This window comes from Ulvibacterium marinum, from assembly GCF_003626755.1.
Taxonomy (GTDB): domain Bacteria; phylum Bacteroidota; class Bacteroidia; order Flavobacteriales; family Flavobacteriaceae; genus Ulvibacterium; species Ulvibacterium marinum.
The window spans coordinates 833,425-850,390 of sequence record NZ_RBCJ01000001.1 but is presented as its reverse complement, the minus strand read 5'-3'; the positions used below and the strand labels follow the sequence as shown (position 1 = coordinate 850,390).

General features: G+C 42.0%; 8 protein-coding genes. All 8 read right to left on the bottom strand.

The annotated features are described in order from the left end of the window. Positions 1-2 precede the first annotated feature (2 nt). The gene (locus D7Z94_RS03530) at positions 3-2,417 is read right to left on the bottom strand and encodes an ABC transporter permease (RefSeq protein ID WP_120710133.1); all 2,415 of its coding nucleotides are present in this window, start codon (positions 2,415-2,417) and stop codon (positions 3-5) included. 14 nt (positions 2,418-2,431) lie between these two features. Then, positions 2,432-4,798: an ABC transporter permease gene (locus D7Z94_RS03525; protein WP_120710132.1), complete on the bottom strand. Its 2,367-nt coding sequence runs from the start codon at positions 4,796-4,798 to the stop codon at positions 2,432-2,434. Positions 4,799-4,842: 44 nt separating this feature from the next. Next, positions 4,843-7,257: an FtsX-like permease family protein gene (locus D7Z94_RS03520; protein WP_120710131.1), complete on the bottom strand. Its 2,415-nt coding sequence runs from the start codon at positions 7,255-7,257 to the stop codon at positions 4,843-4,845. Between the two features lie 14 nt (positions 7,258-7,271). Then, a complete protein-coding gene (locus D7Z94_RS03515) occupies positions 7,272-9,674 on the bottom strand; it encodes an ABC transporter permease (RefSeq protein WP_120710130.1) in 2,403 nt (800 codons plus the stop codon). 40 nt (positions 9,675-9,714) lie between these two features. Next, a complete protein-coding gene (locus D7Z94_RS03510) occupies positions 9,715-10,236 on the bottom strand; it encodes an ABC transporter permease (RefSeq protein ID WP_147415821.1) in 522 nt (173 codons plus the stop codon). A gap of 111 nt (positions 10,237-10,347) precedes the next feature. Then, positions 10,348-12,096, bottom strand: coding sequence for an ABC transporter permease (locus D7Z94_RS03505; RefSeq protein WP_120710128.1), 1,749 nt, complete (start codon positions 12,094-12,096; stop codon positions 10,348-10,350). 36 nt (positions 12,097-12,132) lie between these two features. Beyond that, the gene (locus D7Z94_RS03500; protein ID WP_120710127.1) at positions 12,133-14,550 is read right to left on the bottom strand and encodes an ABC transporter permease; all 2,418 of its coding nucleotides are present in this window, start codon (positions 14,548-14,550) and stop codon (positions 12,133-12,135) included. 36 nt (positions 14,551-14,586) lie between these two features. Continuing rightward, the gene (locus tag D7Z94_RS03495) at positions 14,587-16,956 is read right to left on the bottom strand and encodes an FtsX-like permease family protein (RefSeq protein ID WP_120710126.1); all 2,370 of its coding nucleotides are present in this window, start codon (positions 16,954-16,956) and stop codon (positions 14,587-14,589) included. Between the last annotated feature and the right edge of the window lie 10 nt (positions 16,957-16,966).

The following is a 16,966-nucleotide window of genomic DNA, read 5'->3' as shown; positions in this document are numbered from 1 at the left end:
TTTTATTCAGTTCTTAGGCTTTCTATCGGATTTGCATTTGCTGATTTTATACCTTGATAGCTTAGGGTGGCTATTGCAATGAACAGTACAAGTGCCCCGGCCAAACCGAACATCCACCATTGTATTTCAATATGATAGGCGAAATCCTGAAGCCATCTTTTCATGGTGAAATAGGTAAAGGGAGCTGCAATAAGTATGGCAGTACTTACAAGTTTTAAAAAATCCCTGGACAGAATTTTTATAATATCCATTTTACCCGAACCAAGAACCTTACGTATTCCTATTTCCTTTATCCTAATTCGGGCCGCATACGCCGAAAGGCCATAAAGCCCAAGACACGCAATCAATAAGGATAGTAGTGCAAAGACATTAAAAACCTTGCTCATTCTATTTTCTGTATCGTAAAGTCCGTCTAACCTATCATCTACAAATGAATAGGAAAACGTACTGGATGGAGCTATAGATTCCACACTTTTCTCCATATATGCAATAGTTTCTGCCAATTGATTTTCCTGAACCTTTACAAGCAAGTGGCCCCCCGCATAGGGATTATACTGTATTACCAAAGGTTCAATTGGCGAATGAAGGGAGGCAAAATTGAAGTCCTTTACCACACCCACAATGTTTGCCGTATCCCTTCCAATGGTCAGTCTTTTGCCTACAGCCTTTCCGGGTCCAAATAGTTTTCCCGCAGCCTCATTGATGATAAATTCGGTATTTCCCGTATTGGCTTCTTCACGGAAAAAGTTCCGCCCCTCTTTTATAGGAATGTCCAATGTAGATAGAAACTTGTCGTCGGACAACATCAGCCGGGCATCAAACCCTTCGGTAACCTGCTGTGCATTGCCAAGAGGTGTAAAAAAGTAAGAGCCAAACCGATCGCCTGGAATATTCGTTGTAGTTGAAAAACTTTCTATCGCAGGATTTTCCGACATCTTGGCTTTCAGTGCCCCATAATTCTCCCACATATCCCTATGCATGGTAACAGCCAATACCTGCTCCTTATCAAAACCTAAATTCTTATGATGGAACAAGTTCATCTGATTGTAAATGATTATGGTTCCGACTATCATAAACACGGATATCACAAATTGGAAAACAATAAGTGAGTTCCTGACTATTTGTATCCGGGGGCCAGAATTCTTTTTACTCTTAAGCGATGAAACAAGGCTATATCTGGAAACGAACAAAGCCGGATAAAGACCGGCCAGTACTCCAACGCTTATAAACATCAATAACAAAATGCCAAAATTGGATAGGGTAAATATGTTCTCTTGGTAAAATGGTTTTGAGGTAAGGTCATCATAGTGGGGAATGGCCGACGCGAAAATTACTAACGCAATTATCATAGAGAGAAATGTGACTAGCAGGGAGTCCATTAAAAACTGATGGATAAGTTGTTTCCGTTTGGCTCCCACAACTTTTCGAACACCAATTTCCTTAACTCTGCCGAAAGATTGTGTAGTAGAAATATTGATGAAATTGACCGCTGCCAAAAGCAAAATAAACAGAGCCACAAGGCCAAAAATATATACATAGGTGATATCGCTGTTGGGATACATTTCCTTTTCCAATTTGGAATGTAGGTGAATATCAGTAATGGGTTGAAGGCGGAGTTTTCGTGCGGCCAAGGTTTCCGATGGGGTCTCCCCATGAGGTTCATAAAATTGAATCATGAACTCTTCCATTTTAGATGTCATCGAAGCCAATGATATATCTTCCTTCAATAGAACATAAGTATAGAACCCAGACCATCCCCGACTTGACAAGGCTCCTTGGTCTTGATAATTGTTTATGGTGGGCATGGAAAGTAAATAGTCAAATCTAAGATGTGTCTGAAATGGAAATTTTGCAATAACTCCCGAGACTTTCAAGGGAATACGGGCAATGTTGTCCATAATTATTTTCCCCAAGGGGTTTTCATTGCCGAAATACTTTTGGGCCATATCCTCGGTCAAAATAATACTGTTTATTTCAGAGAGAGCTGTGTTAGCATCACCTTGGATAAATTCAAGGTCAAACATTTCTACGGCCCCAGAATCAACAATGAAACCCCCTCTTTCTTCAAACTTTCTTGTATTTCCACTTTTGGATGTATGACTCAGAAGTTGATATGCCGAGGGGCGATGAAATCGTACGGTTAATTCTACTTCAGGCAATAGCTGTTGCATCTGGGGGCCCATAGGCGGTGGGGTCGCAGCCCAGTGGCGGGCCCCTTCGCCCAAATTTTCATTCGTTACCCTAAAAATTCGATCGGACTTCAAAAACCCCTGGTCAAAACTCAGCTCGTCCTTTACATGAAAAAGAATGAGCATAACACTAGCAATCCCGATAGATAGCCCAAAAATTTTAATGAAAGTCTGAAAAGGACTTCTAAACAAACTTCGCCAAGCGATTTTTAGGTAGCTTTTTAGCATGATTATCCTAATTTTTATTCATTCCTTAGGGAATCTACAGGGTTCCGATTGGCAGCTACCAGGGTCTGCGCACTTACCATGACAATAGTAAAAAGGGCCACAAACGCTCCGGCCAAGAGAAAATACCAAAGGTTGGTCCCGGTCCTATAGGCAAATCCCGAAAGCCAGTTATGGGTAAGTAAATGACTTATGGGCAGACCTACTCCAATAGCTACCAATACCAGTTTTACAAATTCGCTGGACAACAAAAAAGAAATACGGGCACTGCTCCCTCCCAGTACTTTGCGAATTCCGATTTCCTTTTTTCTCCGCTCAGCAGTAAAGGAGACCAATCCAAAAAGTCCCAAACATGAAATGATGATGGCCAAAGCCGCAAAATATCCGGATAAAACGGATACACGCTGTTCCGCTTTATAAAGTTCCTGGTAATTATCATCCAAAAACCTATAATCAAACAAAAAACCAGGATTAAACTCTTGATATAAATCCTCCAACATAGCCAAAGTCTCCCTTTCCCTGCCTGCTGCAATTTTCACCATAAACTTGCTAATCCTATCTGGCCACAAATTGATGATCATGGGTTTAATGTTCTCGTGTAGCGATTCAAAGTGGAAGTTTTTGACAACAGCGATGATTTCCCGGTCCATTCCCCGAAAATTGATGGTCTTTCCCACAGGGTCTTCCAATTGCATATGGGCGATGGCGGCTTCATTAAGAATGACCTTGGTATCCTCCGAAGCAAAATTTTTGGAGAACGTCCTGCCTTCCACAAGCTCCATATCCAGCATTTCCAGTAATCCATAATAGGAGATCATGTTTTGAAACTGGGTATGGTCATTCGGGTCTTTTCCTTCCCAGTCAAAGCCACCTACCCCCCAACCTTGATTGGTCATCTTGTTTCTGCCACTTGAGGCACTGATGACCCCGGGTACCTTTTCCAATTCGGCCAAAAAAGTATCCATACGATCTTGGTCCATAGTTTTTCTTTCCCGATCAAAATGAATAATCTGTTCTTTACTGTAGCCCAGGTTTTTGTTCTGTATAAACTCAATTTGCTGGTATACTACCAGAACGGATACAATAAGTATTACCGATACCGTATACTGGATGATAACAAGTCCCTTGCGGGTCCACACCTCACCGATGGATGTATTCAATTTTCCTTTTAAAATGGATACGGGATTGAAACCGGAAAGGTATAGGGCCGGATAGCTGCCGGAAAGCAGCCCCGTAAAGAGGGTTATGGCCAATAGGGAAAGTACAACTCCGATACTAAAATCCATGGTCAACTGTTTTCCCGTAATCTGGTTAAATTCCGGTAGTAGCAGAGCTACATAAATTAGGGAAAGCAACAATGCCATACAGGTTAAGGCTATCGCTTCCGTTAGATATTGGACGATCAAAGCCTTTCTATTGGCCCCCACTACTTTCTTGACCCCTATTTCCTTGAGTCTGCGTGATGCTCTTGCCGTTGATAGATTCATAAAATTGATACAGGCGATGATCAGAATAAACAGTGCGATGATGGAGAACAGCTTTACATAGGCAATCCTACCTCCCGTTTGTATACCATTCTCATATTTTCCATACAAATATTCATCGGAGTATTTTTTTATAAAAGGGGTACGATGCATTTGTCTATTGCCCGTCTTTTCCCGAATAAAATCATGGATTTTTTCATTAAAGGCCAGAACATCGACGCCAGGTTCCATTTGAAGATATAGATAGGTAGATTGACTTCCCCAATCCATGAGGTTGGGTTGGGAGGGCACGAGTTCCTCGTACGACAACACAAAATCGAATTTTTCGGAAGATTGCCTCGGAATATCCTTAAAAATACCGGATACCGTGAATTGTTTTTCATTTTGAAGGGCCAGCGTCTTTCCCATAGCTTCTTGAGAAGAACCGAATAAGGAATTTGCTATGGTTTCGGACAGCACTACAGTGCCCTTATCCACCCAAATATTGTTTTTGTCGCCCTCTATGAGGGGAAAAGAGAATACCTTAAAATAGTCTTGGCTCACATAATGGCCAACTGCCTTTATCGTCTTATCCTCAATGGACAATGTGGCGTTGTGCAAGTATTTTGCTACCTGTACCGCATGGACCACTTCCGGTATTTCCTCGAGCAAGAGATGGGCCATGTTTCCGGAGGTCACTTCATTCGCGATGGTCTGTTGCGGAAATTCATAAAACTCCATTAAATGAAAAATCCGATCATCTTTTTCATGGAATTTGTCGGTAAGCAACTCATCATTTACCCATAAGTAAATCAGGGTAGCACAGGCGAGGGCCGTGGATAATCCTACCATATTTATAAAAAAGGAAAACTTATACTTTAAAATGTTTCGCTTAAAAAGGTTTAAATAATGTCTTAACATGGGTTTTTGGTTAAATATGTTAAACAGCCCACAACTAATACCGCTTATTCGGTTCGTAGACTTTCCACGGGATTAGCTATGGCCGCCTTGATGGCCTGATAACTAACGGTGGACAAAGCGATCAGCAATGCTCCCAACCCGCCCAAAACAAAGACAGCCCAAGTAATATCAATGTGGTAGGTGTATTCCTCCAACCATTGCCCCATAAAATGCCAGGCCAATGGCGCGGCTATCAGAAAAGCTATTGCAATTAATACGATAAATTCCTTGGAAAATAGGTATACGATATGGCTTACCGTTGCCCCCAGAACTTTTCGGATGCCCGCTTCCTTTGTACGTTGGTTTACCATAAAGGAGGCCAATCCATAAAGCCCAAGGCAACTCAATAAAATTGCGATAACCGCAAACACCTTATACATTTGGGACAACTTTTTTTCCTCCGCATAAAAATTGGCGATTTTATCATCCAAGAATTGGTACTCGAATGCATAATTGGGAAAGGTATCGTCCCATATTTCTTCTATGGCAGATATGGAATTCGAAATATTGTTCGTCGCCACTTTAATTCCTGTCAAACCAAACCAACTTTTTCTATTGACCATTATTATGGAAGACATTCCATCTTTGAAGGTACTGCTATGATAATCCTTTACTACGCCGACTATTTCTCCTTCTATTCGGCCCCCTGCGAGGCTTGCCTTTTTGTTCAGGATTTCATTTGGGTCGGTAACACCAAGGCGTTTCATCAAATCTTCGTTTACCAGAACTTCTATCGCTTCTGAAGATTTTTTTACATTCCTGCCGGCCACCAAAGAAAGCCCATAGGTTTCCAAATAGTTATGGTCTATTCCTTTTCGTATACTATAAAAGTCCGTTTCTTTAGATGCATTGCCGTACACGAACCTCGACCAATTATTTGTTCTATACTCCGTTGGGGTATTTGAACTAAAGCTAACATTTTGGATACCATTTGTAGCCAATAATGTATTGCTCAGATAATCAATTTTACCCATGCTAACACTATCCCTAGGTATCAATACATTTACAATGGCCTCTTTATCATAACCCATGGATTGGTTGGTGAAATAGTCCATCTGTTTTACCATAATCACTGTTCCAAAAATAAGTGCCTGTGCAATGGCAAATTGAAAAACAACAAGACTGCGTCTTAAGGTAATGCCTTCGTTTTTTCCCACTTTTCCTTGATTTTTAAGTGCGGATATAGGATTGAATCTAGAAAGTACCAACGAAGGGTAAAACCCTGCCAAAAGAGTTACGCTAACAGCCAATACACTCATTAAAACCAAGGTTTTAAAATCCAGGACCGAGGTAACATTTAACGGTAAATCAAGAAGCTTCCCGACCGAAGGTAAAAACGCAACGACGATTACGGATGCAATACAAACGGCAGCTATAACGATTAGGAAGGTTTCGGCCAGAAATTGTATTTTCAATTGAGTTCTTGTACCGCCAATAACCTTTCTTACCCCTATTTCTTTGGAACGGTTTACCGCCTGTGCCGTAGATAGGTTGATGAAATTAATACAGGCGATCAAAAGAATGAAAGCCCCGATAAGCCAAAGGACGTTTATGAGTCGCCGGCTTATTGTTTTGCCACTATAATTTCCAGCCCTCGCATCATAATGAATCCTGTCCAATGATTGCAATACATGAATATCCTTATTATCACCAGTCTTTTTTTCCTTCGACAGTACTTTTAACCGGGCGTTGATATCTCCTTCGGAGACATTAGGAGGTAATAGTACAAAACAACCAAACCTCCCGTTGGTACCATTCCAATTGTCCGAGTTTTGATAATTGGTCGTATAGCCAGTACCATATGATATCACTGCCTTAAACCGCAGATCCGTATTTGTAGGTATTGTGCCAAGAATACCGGTTACGGTCAGAACTTCATTGTTATTCCATTTAATGGTCCTCCCTACCGCTTTCTCCCAACTGTCAAAATAACGCTCAGCAGTTTCTTTTGTAAGGACAACGTTATTTAGGTCTTTTAATGAAGCAGGTGTGCCCGCCAACCATTCGTAATCCAAAATATCGAACAAAGCAGGCTCGGCCAAGAACACCCCCTCTTTCTCCTTGAACTTTTTAACCGGGTTTCCGTTATCATCCAGCACTAGTATTTGATCATCACCATCGGAATATATTGCTGATACTTTTTCCAATTCCGGAAAAGAACTTTTTAGTTCTTCGGGCAATGGATAGGGAACCCCACTACCATAGAAGATTTCAGGTTCTGCATGATGGTACTCGGTCAAAACACGGAAGACGTGATCCTTATTTTTATGGTAATCATCAAAACTCGATTCAAACTGCGTGATGATAAAGATTACAAAACAAACGGCAATGCCCAAGGCCAAACCTCCAATATTGATCAGGGTATGGTTTTTTCGACGGATAAGATTCCTAACGGCTACTTTTAAATGATTTTTTAACATAATGATTGATTTTTCTATTCGGTCTTTAAACTTTTTACCGGGTTGGCCATAGCCACTCTTATGGCATGAAAACTAACCGTAAGTACAGCGATCAAAGCGACCAGAAAACCTACCCAAACAAATGTCAACGGATCAATTGCTATTCGGTTCTCGTAACCTTCTATCCAATTTTGCATCGCATACCAGGCCAAAGGCACTGCAATGACAAGGCTTATCAATACCAGCTTTAAAAAGTGAACGGAAATCATTCGTACGATGCCTTTAACCGAGGCCCCCATCACTTTTCGGATACCTATTTCCTTGGTACGCAACTCTATGACCAATAGGGAAATGGCAAAAAGCCCCAAGCACGAGAGCAAAATGGCTATGCCCGAAGCAATCCCAAAAATCTGGGTCATCGTACGCTCTACTTCGTACCACGCCTGAAGGTTTTCATCCAAAAAGGAGGCATTAAATATCGCCCTTGGGGCGACTTTTTCCCAAACTGAAGCAAGCCGCTCCATAACGAGCTGTGGATTGTCCGTACTCACTTTCAGAAATATGTAATTGATGGCTTCATCGGCAGAAAGATCAATGAGAATCGGCAGTGTTCTTTCAGATGGGGAATAGGCATTGAAATCCGGAACTACGCCAATTATTTGATTACCCTCTTCCCGACCAAGATACTTTCCAACGGGATCGGACTCTCCCATTGCCTTTACAAAACTTTCTGTAACAATCACCGCATTTGTGGTATCCGTACTGAAAGCAGGGTCAAAATCCCTTCCCTTTAGGATAGGAATCTGCAACGTTTTTAGATAATCGAAATCGCCTAAAAGTCTGTAGGCTGAAATCTGTTTTTGATCGTAATCCCACCCGATAATCGAAGTTGAAGTTGTACGATCACGTCCCCTGCCCAAATTCCCCCCTGCTCCGGCAATGGAGATAATATTGGAATCATTGGCAAGTTCATTTCGCATTCGAGCCAGTACCTTTCGGCCATCTTCCTGATAACCCACAGGAATGCTTACCACTTGATCCCTTTCAAAACCTATGGGTATTTCCCGCAAAAAATCAAGTTGTTGGCCGGCTATCCAACTCATACATATCAATAAACTGGAAATTGCAAACTGACCTACCAAAAGCGTATTCCGTAACGCCCCGGGTTTCTTTGTGGATACATTGCCCTTCAAAATTTCAACCAGTCGGAAATTGGCCATTTTAAGCGCAGGATATCCCCCGGCTATCAAAGTCACGCCTATGAAAACACCTACTAGTATTGCCAGAAAGGTAGGATGAAACAAGACTGCAATGTCCAGCCCACCCCCAAACTGCGCACTGAAGGACGGTAATAGTTGATACGCGACCACCATGCCGATAATAAAACCGAAAAAGTAAAGCAGAAACGCTTCTCCCCAAAGTTGTAGAAAAAGTTGTCCCTTAAAGGCACCCAGCGTCTTTCTCACACCCAATTCACGGCTTCTTTTAAAGGAGCGTGCCATATTGAGGTTCACAAAATTGAAGCAGGCGATCAATAGAATAAAAATGCCCAACGCCATAATAGCGAATACCAACGCTTTCGGCGCGCTTCGCTCCCCGGAAAAATGGATGTCTTCAATATTGGTCAGACCTATATTGAGTAATTCATGGGTTTCCATCGTTTCGGGATGTTCGGATTTCAATTGCGCCAATTGTTCGGGATAGTATTTCTCCACGAATGGGACCAATTTATCTTCAATCATCCGAAGATTGGTATTCTCGGCAATCTTAATGAAGACATTGGATGCATTGGATGCCCAGTTATTTTTGTTTTCGGCATAGCCATTGATCGATTCGATCCGGGCAACGGCATCAAAACGGATACTGCTATTTTTTGGAGCGTCCTTTACTACGGCGGATACCGAATAAATTTGTTCTTCCCCCAATTTGCCTATTTTCAATTCCTTTCCGATAGGGTCTGTATCTCCAAAAATGGCATGGGCCGTACTTTCGCTCAAAGCAATATTATGTATACCGGAAAGCATCGTCTCTCTATTACCCTTTATGATATGAAAAGTGAATAGGTCCAAGAAATCGGGTTCAGTTCTGGTAATTGGCCGTTCAATATTTTTATTCCCATAGGCAATGTTTTCCGGCATTCCCCTGTTGACGGTTACCGCAATTTCGATTTCGGGAATTTCGGCCTCAAAAGCTGCCGCCGCCGGCAATGGCATTTGGGAGCTCATTTCAGGGCCTTGTACACTGTTCGTAAAACGTGACGTCCTGAACAGCTGGCTTTTCTCCTCATGAAAGGAATCAAAGCTCAAATGGAAATAGGCTACCAGAAACAATAAGATACAGACTGAAAATGCTACGGCCAACCCTGCGACATTGATAAAGGAATGGAGCTTGTTCCTTTTAATATTCCGCCAGGCGATTTTTAGATAGTTTTTGAACATGATCCTTGTTTTTTGATAGACCAGCCAGGTCTGTATTTGTTTATTCCGTTCGTAAGCTTTTTATAGGGTTAGCCCCCGCAGCTCTGATAGATTGATAGCTTACGGTTATCAAGGTTATTAGTAATAGCCCTCCAATGGCCAAACCAAATACCCACCATGAAATCTCGGTACGAAACGTAAATCCTTGAAGCCAATCATTGGCAAAATACCACGCCAAGGGCGAGGCAACTAGTCCGGCCAAAAGTATGAGTCTTAAAAAATCCCCGGTTATTAGCACCAGTATACTGCCGATACTACCTCCCAATACTTTCCGAATACCGATTTCCTTTGTTTTCTGTACCACGAAAAAGGAAATTAGACCGTAAATGCCCAAACAGCTGATAAAGATGGCCAAGATGCTGAAGAAGTTTGTAAGTGCCAAAAACTGCTTTTCCTTTATATAGGTTTCGGCCACCCGTTCATCCAAAAAAGTATATTCAAAAATATGGTCGGGAAATACGGAAGTCCACAATGCATCAATACCTTCCATTGTGTTCTTTACATTCGCAGTGTTAATCTTCAAATTCAATTCGTAAAAACCGTTGGGGTCCGGTGCGATAAAAATGGGGCTGATATTTTCATGGAAGGTCCTATCATGAAAGTCGGCGACAACACCTACGATATTGGCCTGAAATCATCCGCCATTGAACTTTTTTCCAATCAGTTCGTTCGGGGAGGCCATTCCCAGTTTTTTTGATAGGGTCTCGTTGACCAAAACCTCTTGTACAGAATCTTTAAGAATGAAGTTTCTTCCGGCCACTAATTTTAGGCCAAAAACATCGAGATAGTCTTCATCGGCGAGCTTGGCCTCAACGTTAAAGGGTTCTACCTCAGGACGGTTTCCAAATTTTACACTTGTACCCCAACTCCACCAAGATGTCCCAGGATATGAAGCGCATGCGGTAATTTTTTCCACCCCGGCCAGAGTGCCTATCCTTTCTTTTAGACCTTGCAACTGTTCAGGTGCAAAACCTCTAGGTAGACCGACTGTTACCAAGGCATCTTTATCATAACCCAAATCAGAATTTACCGCATATTGAATTTGTTTACCAATAACAATAGTGCCGATTATCAGTACGATAGATATGCCGAATTGAAACACTACCAAAGCCTTTCGAATGTTGACCCCCCTTGTTTTAGCATGCGATAATTTTTGTTTTAAGGCCAGGATGGGCAAGATCCGGGCAAGTAGTATGCCGGGGTAGCTTCCGGATAGAAAAGAAACGGCAATTAACAATGCCAAAGAAAAGATTAAGAAACTACTACTGAAAAGGTCTTCATAGGATAAATCCAAATCAAAAATGGAATTGAAATAAGGCAAAGTCAATAGACTTAAAATGATTCCAAAAAACAGTGCGGCAAAAGATATGACGAATGTTTCGGCCAAAAATTGCCAAAACAGCTGATTCTTGTTGCCTCCTAGCACTTTTCTAATACCTATTTCCTTAGAGCGATAAACGGATTGGGCAGTAGCGATGTTGATGAAATTGATACTGGCCATGAGCAGTAAAAAGAACCCTATCAAAGAAAAAGTCCATAGCGTTTTAGCATCGGTACCGCCCCCATACAGTGGATTGAAATGAACATCAGCCAACGGCTGTAGCTTATAGTGATGTACATTTTTATCGTTAGGGCGATGTGTATTGACCAAATCCGCAAACACTGTTTCTATTTGTGACACATTTTGGTTCGGTCGTAATAGTACAAAAGATTGTAGTTGAGGGTTGATTCCACTCCAGGTTTCACTTGCTAGAAGTGGATTATAATCAGCAAGCGTTTTAAAGGATACAAAAATATCTCCCTTGATAAGTGTAGTACGGGGCAAGTTCTTTAAAATTCCCGTAATACGGATGGCCTCCTTGTTGTCCATACGAAACGTTTTCCCGATCGCATTTTCCTCACCGAACATCTTATGTGCCGTTTCTTCGGTAACAATTGCCGTATTGGGTTCCCCAAGGACGATATTGTCCGACCCATCCAATAGAGGAAAGTTGAAGATCTGGAAAACATCTTGTTCAGCGAAGACTACATTCTGTTTTAGTTTCTGGGTATTGTCATCCGTTTCAACTTCAATGACCTTATTATAATTCCTAGTCATTTTTACCACTTTCTCGGAGTAGTCATAATCGTTTCGAAATGCGTTGGCAAAACCTGGAGGGACTCCGGAAATATATTCGATATCCTCGGTATGCATTTCTGTTACCACTCTATAAATTCTATCTGAATTTTTATGGAAGTCGTCATAGCTTAGATGGTGACAGACAAAAAGAAAAATCAGGATGCTGCAACCAAAACCAAGTGCAAGACCAAGGATATTGACAAGAGCAAACCCTTTTCTGTTTTGAAGATTCCGCCAGGCGATTTTTAGATAGTTTTTGAACATATTTTCTTTTTTTATTTAGATCTGACGGGGCTTTCGTTATTCCGAGCGCAAACTTTTTAATGGCTGCGTCAATGAGGCACTAATAGATTGGTAACTAATTGTAAACAACGCAATGACAAGGGCAATGGCCCCAGCGCTCAGGAATACCTGCCAACCCAAATCGATTCTATAGGCAAAATCCTCAAGCCAACGATGCATCATATACCACCCAATGGGCACCGCAATAAGAATCGATAGCAAAATCAACTTTAAGAAATCCCAGGTCAATAGTGCATAGATCGCCTGGAAAGGGGCACCCAAGACAATGCGTATGCTTATTTCTTTTTTTCGTTGTTCTACCATAAATGTGGATAGGGCAAAAAGACCAAGACATGCAACGAAAATGGCAAAAAAGGCAAAGCTGTTGAAAATCTGGCCCATCCTTAGTACGTCATTGTGCATTTGGGCAAATCTTTGATCCAAGAACGTATAGCTCAAAGCTTGGTTGGGCACATTGCGGTTCCAAATGGCTGTAATCGCAGCTAGGGATTCCGCAATGTTCCCTGGATTAACCTTTATTGCGATGGTTCCAAGATCGCTACCAACGCACAGGGCCAGAGGAGTAATATCTTCTTTCATGGACTTAAAATGAAAATCATCCACGATCCCTACAATGGTCCAATGTCGGTAATTGTTATCGATCTGTTTCCCCAAGGGATGCTCAAGCCCCAGGTCATGTGCCATTTTTTTGTTGATAATAATCGAGTTGACCGAATCGGAGGCAAATTCCCTTGAAAAATCGCGCCCTTCCACTATTTGCATGCCCATAGTTTTAATATAGTCATAGTCTATACGCCAGGTCTGGCTCAAAATACCGGCGTTTTCGCTTCCTTCACCTACCATGGTAAAGGTGGTCTGATTTCGTTTAGAACCTTCAACGGGCAAATAATCGCTTGCGGAAACCTTTTGTACCTGGGTCAATTGCAAGAGCTGTTGCTTAAAGCTATCTGTCTTGCTGCCCAATATGTTGGCGCCTTCCAAAATCACGACCTGTTCCTTATCGTACCCCAAGTCCTTTTCTAGGATAAAATTCATTTGCTTGTAGATAATCAGCGTTCCTATAATCAAAACAACCGATGTTGCAAACTGGAAAACAACCAGTCCACTGCGTAATCTGGCACTCTTCCCGCCAGTATTTAAACTTCCTTTTAAAACACTCACCGGTCTAAAAGCAGAGAGGTAAAACGCCGGATACAATCCTGAGATAATACCGATAATCAATGCCGAGATAAGTAGAGCGGGTAAAAACGGCCCTGCCGTCCACGGCATTTCTATGGTCTTTTCCGCAATGGCATTGAAAAGGGGAAGTAACATCCATGCCGTTAATACGCCCAGTATAAAAGAGATAAGGCTAAATAAAACGGATTCCGTAAGAAACTGGGCCACAAGGTTACTCTTGAACGCACCAACGGTCTTGCGCAAACCAACCTCTTTTGCCCTTTTCGCCGATCTCGCCGTTGACAAGTTGACAAAATTGATACAGGCCAAAAGCAATATGAACCCTGCAATAGCTGCAAAGAGCCATACAAAGCGAAGGTTCCCATGTTGTAATCCATCTGCCATTGCGATATCCGATTTTAGATGAATGTCGCCAATTGGCTGTAATTTGTATTCTATATTTTTTAGAACTTCTATAAAAGAGGCATCCCTGCCCCTTTTAATCTGGGCGGGAATCACGTACTTCTTTAATATAGATCGCATTTTGTCCTGTAGCGTAGTTACATTGCTCTTTTCATCCAAAAGGACATAGGTAAAATAGTTTTGTGAAGTCCAACTTGCATTGGAGTCATCAATAGGCAACAGAAAATCGAAATCGAGATGCGAATTACCCGGAAAATCGGGCATCACACCTGTTATGGTATATGGTCTTGAAGTATTATCGTCCAAAATCAAGGTCTGTCCCAAGGCTTTTCCATTGGGGAAGTATTTTACTGCCTTTGATTCGGAGATAACCAAGCTTCGCGGCCCTATCAATGCTTCTTCAGGGTTGCCTTGTAGGAGTGGGATTTCCAATATTTCGAATATATTCTGGTCTCCGTACAAAAAACCCTGCTCAAAAACATTCTGGGTTTCCGCATCCGGGCGGAAGGCCCTTTTTCCTCCAGAAGAAAGGGCAGAGCCATATACTTTGCCGGCCTTTTCAATTTCGGGGAAATCAGCTTCCAATGTTTGTGCCATGGGCAATGGAAAATGGGTGCTCTTTTTCATTTCCCCATCAATTTCGGCCTGCATGACCACCCTGTATATTTGATCTGATCGGGAGTAGTGCGTATCATAGCCTAATTCGTCCCTTATGAATAGCGCAATTAGTAAGCAGGCAGCAATCCCCAGGGCAAAGCCACCAATTTTTATACCGGTAAAGAATTTCTCTTTTTGAATACTTCGTAAGGCGATTTTTAAATAGTTTTTGAACATGTTTTCTTTTTTTATTTAGACCTGCCAGGTCTTTCATCATTCCGTTCGTAAACTTTTTACCGGATCTGCATTGGCCGATTTTATGGACTGCCAACCTACGGTCAGTAAGGTGATGAGTATGGCAAACCCTCCGGTTACTACAAATACGCTCCAGTGGATTTGGATTTTATAGGCAAAACCTTGTAGCCAAGTATTCATAAAGTAATAGGCAATAGGTGATGCTATCAATACCGCCAGTACTATTAATTTCATCAAATCCTTGGAGATAAGTGCAATAATGCTTCCTACGCTTGCTCCAAGCACTTTGCGAATACCTATTTCCTTGGTTCGCTGCTTGGCCATAAAGGTGGCCAGGCCAAAAAGACCCAGACATGAAATGAGTATGGAAATAATGGCAAAATAATAGGCCAAAGTGCCGGTCAGGTTTTCGCTCTTATATGCAGCGGCATATTGCTCATCCACAAAATTATAGTGCAGGGGCAGATCCGGCAGAGTTTTGGTGAATACGGTCTGTAAAGAAGCTAATGCTTCCTTGGTCTTTCCGGCCTCCAATTTTACGAACATCATCCCAGCATTATTGGGATCCAGGAGAAAGACTGCCGGCTGTATGGGCTCATACAAAGATCGGTTATGAAAATCCTTCAATACCCCGATTATCTGTCTGGGTTTGCGCCATAGTTGAATGCTTTTTCCTATGGGATCTTTAATCCCCATAATCTCTACGGCCTTTTCATTGAGAACAATATTCAAAGTATCGGTGCTACCTTCACGATAATAACTGCCTTCTTTTAATGGAACATCGAACACATCTATAAAATTATGAGCTGTCCAAAGCAGGGAAAACTCGATATTTCCCTGTTCCAAGGTCTTGCCCGGCCAACTGACACCGCTGGACGACGCCACCATGTTAAGCGGGGAGGGACCGGCCAAGGTCACATCCTCTATGGCATTGGAAGCAAGCAATTCGTTTCGCAGTACTTCATACTTATCGGTCAATACTTTGTCCTGATGAATCGATACCAGTTGTTCTTTTGCAATCCCAAGATCTTTTTGATTGATATATTCGATCTGTAATCTTACGGTCAAGGCAGCTACAATGAGCAAACAAGTCAATCCGAACTGAAGTACCACAAGGGACTTTCTAAGGGATATGGTGTTTTTTTGCTCTTGACCTTGACCCTTTAAAGCGGCAATGGGTCTAAAAGATGAAATAACCAGGGCCGGATAAACGCCGGATAGCAAGGTTGTACATACAAAAACCACGAAAATACCCAGCCAAATGAGCGGTTCGGTAAAATTCAATGCAAGTTGTTTTTCCGCCAGACTATTGACACTGGGCAAAAGCAACTGGGTAAATATATAGGCTATTAAAAACGATATCCCCGTAATCAGGGTCGTCTCGGTTAAAAATTGCCCCATAAGATTGTCCCTTTTTGCACCGATTACCTTGCGTACCCCTATTTCACCTGCTCTTTTGGTGGCATGGGCCGTTGACAGGTTCACAAAATTGATACATGAAATAATCAATAGAAAAATAGCGGCTATAGTAAATATCCGAACGTACCTTATACGACCGCCACTTACCTGGGCTTTTTCATCAAACTGATTGTACAGATAGTCGTCCGAAAATTTTTGGATGAAGCAGCCTTCTTTAAGTTCCCCTTTTATATTGTCTTGAAACAGCTTGTTCAATTTTGAGGAAACTTCTTGAGGGTCGGCATCAGGTCGCAACAAAAAGGCCCCTTGAATTCCGTTGTTGCTCCATTCCAGCATCCACTCATTGTCTTTTAGGTACTTTTCAAAACTGTAATAAAAGTCGTTTTGAATCGATGAACTTTTGGGGAAATCCTTATACACCGCTTCAACGGTAAAATCCCCGTTGTCCAAAATAGTTACGTTGCTTCCTATGGCCTTCTTCGACCATTCCGAACCCCAAAACCGTTTTGCCAAACTTTCCGAAATGGCCAAGGCTTCCAGTTTTTCATCAAGTTGGGTAATATCCCCAAGCAATATCGGATACGAAAAGCTGGAAAAAAAGTCCGCATTGGCGAATGTTCCGGAAGCCCTAAAATCAATATTCTCCAGCCTTAGATTGTCCTCAAAACTACGGGCCAGGGTGATGAATTTTTCGATTTCCGGCACTTGTTCCTTAGCAGCCCTTAGAAATGGATAGGATATCCCGGCATAAACATCCAAAACCCCTTCCTCCAATGGAATAGTACGTTTCACACGATACAATTGATCGTCCTTTGCATGAAACTTATCCTTACTGTACTCATCCTGTACCCAAAGCAACATGAGAAAGGATACGGTAAGGGCAATGGCTAGTCCCAACACGTTAATGGAGAAGTAGCCTTTATTCCTTATTAGGTTACGCCAAGCGATTTTTAGATAATTCTTAAACATTTTACGTGCT